General features: G+C 69.6%; 6 protein-coding genes. 2 read left to right on the forward strand and 4 right to left on the reverse strand.

Going from position 1 to position 5,189, the window contains the following annotated elements; translation table 11 throughout:
• The 4 genes from ACWELQ_RS37355 to ACWELQ_RS37370 all read right to left on the reverse strand — a co-directional run.
• The coding region (locus tag ACWELQ_RS37355) for an alpha-(1->3)-arabinofuranosyltransferase domain-containing protein (RefSeq protein WP_452401737.1) at positions 1–1,397 on the reverse strand (1,397 nt) is incomplete at its 3' end.
• A complete protein-coding gene (locus tag ACWELQ_RS37360; RefSeq protein ID WP_157389630.1) occupies positions 1,378–1,548 on the reverse strand; it encodes a DUF2613 domain-containing protein in 171 nt (56 codons plus the stop codon). The genes ACWELQ_RS37360 and ACWELQ_RS37355, both read right to left, overlap by 20 nt.
• A gap of 102 nt (positions 1,549–1,650) precedes the next feature.
• Positions 1,651–2,742 carry an isochorismate synthase gene (locus tag ACWELQ_RS37365; RefSeq protein WP_452401738.1) on the reverse strand — a complete coding sequence of 364 codons (1,092 nt, stop codon included), beginning with the start codon at positions 2,740–2,742 and terminating at the stop codon, positions 1,651–1,653.
• Positions 2,743–2,877: 135 nt separating this feature from the next.
• Positions 2,878–3,366 (reverse strand): universal stress protein, encoded by a 489-nt coding sequence (locus ACWELQ_RS37370; RefSeq protein WP_452401739.1) that lies wholly within the window; start codon positions 3,364–3,366, stop codon positions 2,878–2,880.
• Positions 3,367–3,575: 209 nt separating this feature from the next.
• Here ACWELQ_RS37370 and ACWELQ_RS37375 point away from each other — a divergent pair, with 209 nt between their 5' ends.
• Entirely contained in the window at positions 3,576–4,028 is a 453-nt protein-coding gene (locus ACWELQ_RS37375) for a hypothetical protein (protein WP_452401740.1), read from the forward strand.
• A 298-nt stretch (positions 4,029–4,326) separates the two neighbouring features.
• Positions 4,327–5,106: an ADP-ribosylglycohydrolase family protein gene (locus ACWELQ_RS37380; protein WP_452401741.1), complete on the forward strand. Its 780-nt coding sequence runs from the start codon at positions 4,327–4,329 to the stop codon at positions 5,104–5,106.
• Positions 5,107–5,189 lie beyond the last annotated feature (83 nt).

Here is a 5,189-nt window from a genome sequence, read left to right on the forward strand (position 1 = left end):
GCCAGCCAGTCCGCGGTCTGCTGCCAGTACTGCGGAACCCGGTCGTAGCTGCCGCGCGGCGCGAGTTTCCCGGTCCAGGCCAGCGAGGTGGACAGGGTCAGCGCGGTCAGGATGAGCGCGCCGACCGCGACCATCCGGTCCCGCTCGGGATGCGCGAAGGCCCTGCGCCACACCGGCATCGGCACCGAACCCGGCAACGGCACCCGGCCCAGCAGGTGCGCCAGGCCCAGCACCAGCGGCAGCCGGATGAGCGGTTCCAGCTTGTGCACATTGCGCAGTGGCGCGCCGCCGGAGTCCAGGAACACCCGGACCTGTTCGGCGAACGGGCCGCCCAGGTCACCCGCGTAGCCCGCGCAGATGCCGACCAGGCCGACCAGCAGGATCAGGGCCAGCCGTCCCCGATTCGGCATGGCGCGCATGGCCAGTCCGGCCATGCCCGCGGCCGCCAGCATCCCGGTGGCCAGCACCGCGGCGGGCTGGGTCACCAGCACCGCGCCCGCGATGCGTTCGGGGGAGACGAACGGCGTCCAGCTGTCGGTGCCGCGCAGCACCTCGCCGAGCGAGGCCCACTGCGTCGTCACGCCGGAGGATTCGATGTAGTCCAGGAACGGCGGACTCACCTTGCCCAGCAACAGCAGTGGCACCACCCACCAGAAGGTGCCCAGCGCCAGCAGGGGAATCCACGCCCGGGTGAAGCGCCACCAGGCGCGATTGGGTTTGTACGAGATCCACCACAGTGCGGCGGGCAGGAACGCCGCGGCCGTGGCCACCGCGTTCACCGAGCCCATGAGCGCCAGTGCCAGCGCACTACCGGCGGGCGTCGCCATCCCACGGCGCGGAGGTGGGTCGTCGCCGTTGCGCTTCATGGCCACACCCAGCGCGGCGGGCGCCAGCAGCACCCAGGGCGCGAGCATCATCGGCAGCGTCTCGGAGGAGATCGAGCCCAGCGTGGTCAGCACCCGCGGTGACAGCGCGAACGCGACCGCCGCGATCAGCCGCGAGCCGCGACTACCGATGCCCAGCGTCTCGCAGAGCCGGATGATGCCCCAGAATCCGGCGAGCAGCAGCAGTGCCCACCAGATGCGCTGGGTCGCCCAGCCCGGCAGGCCGAGCAGATGTCCCAGGGAGAAGAACGCGCCGTGCGGAAAGAAGTACCCGTAGGCCTGGTTCTGCACCTGCCCCATCGGGGCCTGGCTGCTCCACAGATGTGAAGCGCGGGAAAGGAATCCGAGCGGATTCTGCGCCAGATCGTATTTCGTGTCGGCGACGGTCTGCCCGGGGGACTGCAGAAAGGTCAGGAGGAACGCGGCGATGACACTGCCGAACAGCCAGCGGCGGCCCAGCGGTGCGGTGTGGCCTGGTTCGGAGGTCAGCCGGTCAGCGCGAGCCGTACTCAACGTTGTTCAATAGCGACGAGCCCGCGTCGCCACTGCGGTCGATATCGGGCCGCTTGTCCTGCGAAGCCGCCATTGTGATGACCAGGACCGCCGCCAGCCCGACCAGGGCTCCGCCGACAGCACTCGCTGCACCAGGAACGGCAAACTTCATCGCGGTACTCCCAACATCGGACGCATGCGTAACGGGGCCAACGGCCCCGCCTCCCCGGCACTCTAGCGGACGACGCCTCGCCATACGGAAAACGCTGCTGCGTTATTCCGGAATCGCGCAGCGCAGCCCGCCGAGGAAGGTGCGGAGTTTGGCCGTCGTCTCGTGGAGCTCGGCGTGCGGGTCGGAGGCGGCGACGATGCCACCGCCCGCGAAGGCGCGCAGGGCCAGGCTGTCGGCGGCGAGTTCGGCGCAGCGGATGGCCACGTACCAGTCGCCGTCTCCGGCGCTGTCGCACCAGCCGATCGCTCCGCCGTAGAAGCCGCGATCGCCCTCGAGGTCGTGGATGGCGTCGAGAGCGAGGGGGGTGGGGGTGCCGCAGACCGCGGGGGTGGGGTGCAGCAGGACCGCCAGATCGAGGGCGGTCGTCGCGGGGTGCGCGAGGCGGCCCCGGATGGGGGTGGCCAGGTGCCAGACTTCGGGTGTGGACAGCAGTTCGGGGCCGTCGGGGATGGACAGTTCGACGCAGACGGGGGCGAGGCGCTCGCGGATCCAGTCGATGACGTAGGCGTGCTCTTCGCGATTTTTGTCGCTGGCCAGCAAATCCTGGGCCTGCGCGGCGTCGGCGTCCGGATCGGCGAGCCGGGGCAGGGTGCCCGCCAGCGGGTGCAGGGTCACGGTAGGGCCGCGCCGGGAGACCAGAACCTCGGGTGTCGCGCCGATCAGGGTCTCGCCGGGGCGTCCGGCGGCGGTGAGGTCGACGGCGTAGACGGCGGCACGGGGATGCCGGGTCACCAGATGTCCGGCGATCACCTCGGCCTCCAGCGGCGCCGACGCCTCGGCCACCAGCGACCGTGCCGCCACCACCTTGCGCAAGGGTTGCCCGGGATCGGCCAGCAGCTCCACGAGCTTCGTCACCCGAGCGACATGCTCTGCGGCACTGGGTATTTCGGAGACGATCTGGACCTCCGGCAGTTCGGGCAGCGCGGCCGGACGCCACGGCCCGGCGGTGTGCGCGGCCTGCTCGGGGGCGACCAGGGCGGCGGGACGGCGGGGATCGAAGGGCAGCGCGCCCACGATCAGCTCGTGCGCGCCGGAGCGCAGTGCCGCGCTCGCGGCCGCCGCCGAGGCGAAGGCGGCGCGGGTGCCCGAGGTGCGGACGACACCGTCGGGTGTCGCGAGCAGAAATCCGTCCATGGTCCGAACATAGTCCGGGCCGTCGCCACCGAGGTCCGGGGAGCGACGCATCTCTCACGGTGCCCGCGGTCACGGACGGGCCAATGCCTTGCGCCCCAGCATCTTTACCGCAAATCTCGGTCCCGGGGGTCGCGTTCAGACCTGTTTCGCTTCCGGTTCCCGTCCCGGCGGCACCATCAGCACCGGCCGGTGGCAGTGCTTGAGCACCGCGTCCGCAACGCTGGAGTGCATGAGCGCGCGGATGCCGGTGGCCCCGCGGGTGCCCGCCACGATGATGTCCACATCCAGCTCGTCGGCCACCTCCACGATGGCCGTCCAGATGGTGGTGGTGCACTCCACCGTGCGCGCCTCCGCGTTGAGACCGGCGATCTTGGCCAGCCGCACGCCTTCGGCATTGATGTTCTTCGCGTCCACGAGCGCGACGTCCGCTATCTCGTCGTCGGCCATCCATTCCGGCTGCATCACCCCGGACAACCCCGACAGCCGCGCGGCCTGCCGCACCATCGGCTCCCACGCGGTCAGTACGACGGCTCTGTTCGCCGCCAGGAACCGGCCCGCGTATTCGACGGCCCGCCGAGCATTCTCGGAGCCGTCGTAGGCGATCAGCATCAAATCGCAGGGCATGACGAACCTCCTGATGGGTACGTCTGTCTCTACCCCCGAGGCTACCCCGGAAACAGACCGTTCAGCGGACTTGGCAAGCCCCGCCGCGTCGCAAGTTCTCCACAGTTCGCCAACGATTTACCCAAATCGGTGGTGGGACGGGGGATACGGGTTTTCACTGAGGATTGACATCGCCGTCGTTGGAGCAGGGCCCGAACGAGGGGTGGAATGTGCGGTTGGACGAGGACGAGCTGACGACCCCGCAGGAGTGGGCGCGTGTGTACCGCTCCCTGTTCGGTCTCCCCCACGTACACGTGACCACCCCCGGATTCGTAGTGCTACCGCTGAACGACACGATCGCCGCCCTGAATACGCCGGAAGCCTTGGGGGCCTTGATCCTTGACGAACTGGTCGGTCGCGGCTTCGCCGGTCCGGTGCTGGTCCGCGACAAGCCGCCGCGACGCACCTTCCTGGCGGTCTTCGATGGCTACCCCTCCGACGAATGCCTCGAACTGCTCGAACGCAACAGCGTCGACATCGGGCCGCATCGCAGTAATGTCATCCTGCCCACCGGATTCGGCCGGCACACGCACGAGGGTCGCTGGTGGGCCCGCCCACCCCAGCGCGACGAATCCCTGCCCCTGCTCTCGGAGGTGGTCACGGCCACCCAGGCGGTGCTGTGACGATCGAGCGGGCGACGCTGTGACAATCGAAACGATCTTCTTCGGTCACCACGAGGCCGATCCGCGGGCGCTGCTGTACTACGAATGGTGTCAGCGCGACGAATCCGGTTACGCGGTAGCGGATTTCGCGGAGGAAGTGCACGACCTGACTCACGTCGAGCATCCGGTCCCGGCCGCGTGCTGGCGACTGCTGGACAAGATCGAGCGGGCCCCCAGGTCGCCGGACTGGCCGTACACCGAATGGATCGACGCGCCGTGGAGCGTGAATATCACTGGTGCGGAAGAGGAATCGAGCCTAATGCTCCCGGAGGCGGAGCTGCTGGACCGTATCCACGGCGGCTGGCTCGGCCGCTGCGCCGGATGCACGCTGGGCAAGCCGCTCGAGAACGGCTTCGTCTGGACGCCGGAACGCATCCGCGAATACCTGCGCGCGAACAACGCGTACCCCTTGCGGGACTACGTCCCCGTGGCCGATCCGCTCCCGCCCGAGGCGACCGGCCGAAGATCCTGGGGCACAGCCACTCTGGGCCGTATCGACGGCTGCCCCCGGGACGACGATATCGACTACACGATCCTCGGCGTGCATCTGCTGGAGCAGCGCGGCCCGGACTTCACCGCCGACGACGTCGCCGCTTTGTGGCTCGAGCGCCTGCCGTTCCTGCAGACCTACACGGCCGAACGCGTCGCCTACCGCAATCTCATCGACGGTTACGCCCCGCCCGACACCGCCACTTTCCGAAACCCGTACCGCGAGTGGACAGGCGCGCTCATCCGCGCCGACATCCACGGCTACACCCGCCCCGGCCGTCCCCGCCGCGCCGCGATGGCCGCCGCCCGCGAAGCATCGATCTCCCACGTGGGCAATGGTTTATGGGCCGCCATGTGGGCGGCGGCCCTGGTGTCCGCCGCCTTCACGACGCCCGTGCCCGCGGATCTGCTGACCGTCGCCGGTTCGGTCATCCCCGCCCGCTCCCGGCTCGCGATGGCCGTGTCGGAGGTCCTCGACGACCATCGCCGCGGCCGCACCTGGGAGCAGGCCGTCGCCGCCATCCACCTGCGTCACGGCCACTACAACTGATCCTGCCGATCGCGCTCGCGGTGCAGAACAACCTCACGGTGAACGATCTGGCGCAGACGTTCTCGGTGTATCCGTCGCTGACC

This window comes from Nocardia sp. NPDC004722 (assembly GCF_053601505.1).

What these genes read in the sequence shown, in the direction of transcription:
- ACWELQ_RS37360 (WP_157389630.1), bottom strand. Translation starts at nt 1,548, where the DNA reads ATGAAGTTTGCCGTTCCTGGTGCAGCGAGTGCTGTCGGCGGAGCCCTG.
- ACWELQ_RS37365 (WP_452401738.1), bottom strand. Translation starts at nt 2,742, where the DNA reads ATGGACGGATTTCTGCTCGCGACACCCGACGGTGTCGTCCGCACCTCG.
- ACWELQ_RS37370 (WP_452401739.1), bottom strand. Translation starts at nt 3,366, where the DNA reads ATGCCCTGCGATTTGATGCTGATCGCCTACGACGGCTCCGAGAATGCT.
- ACWELQ_RS37380 (WP_452401741.1), top strand. Translation starts at nt 4,327, where the DNA reads ATGCTCCCGGAGGCGGAGCTGCTGGACCGTATCCACGGCGGCTGGCTC.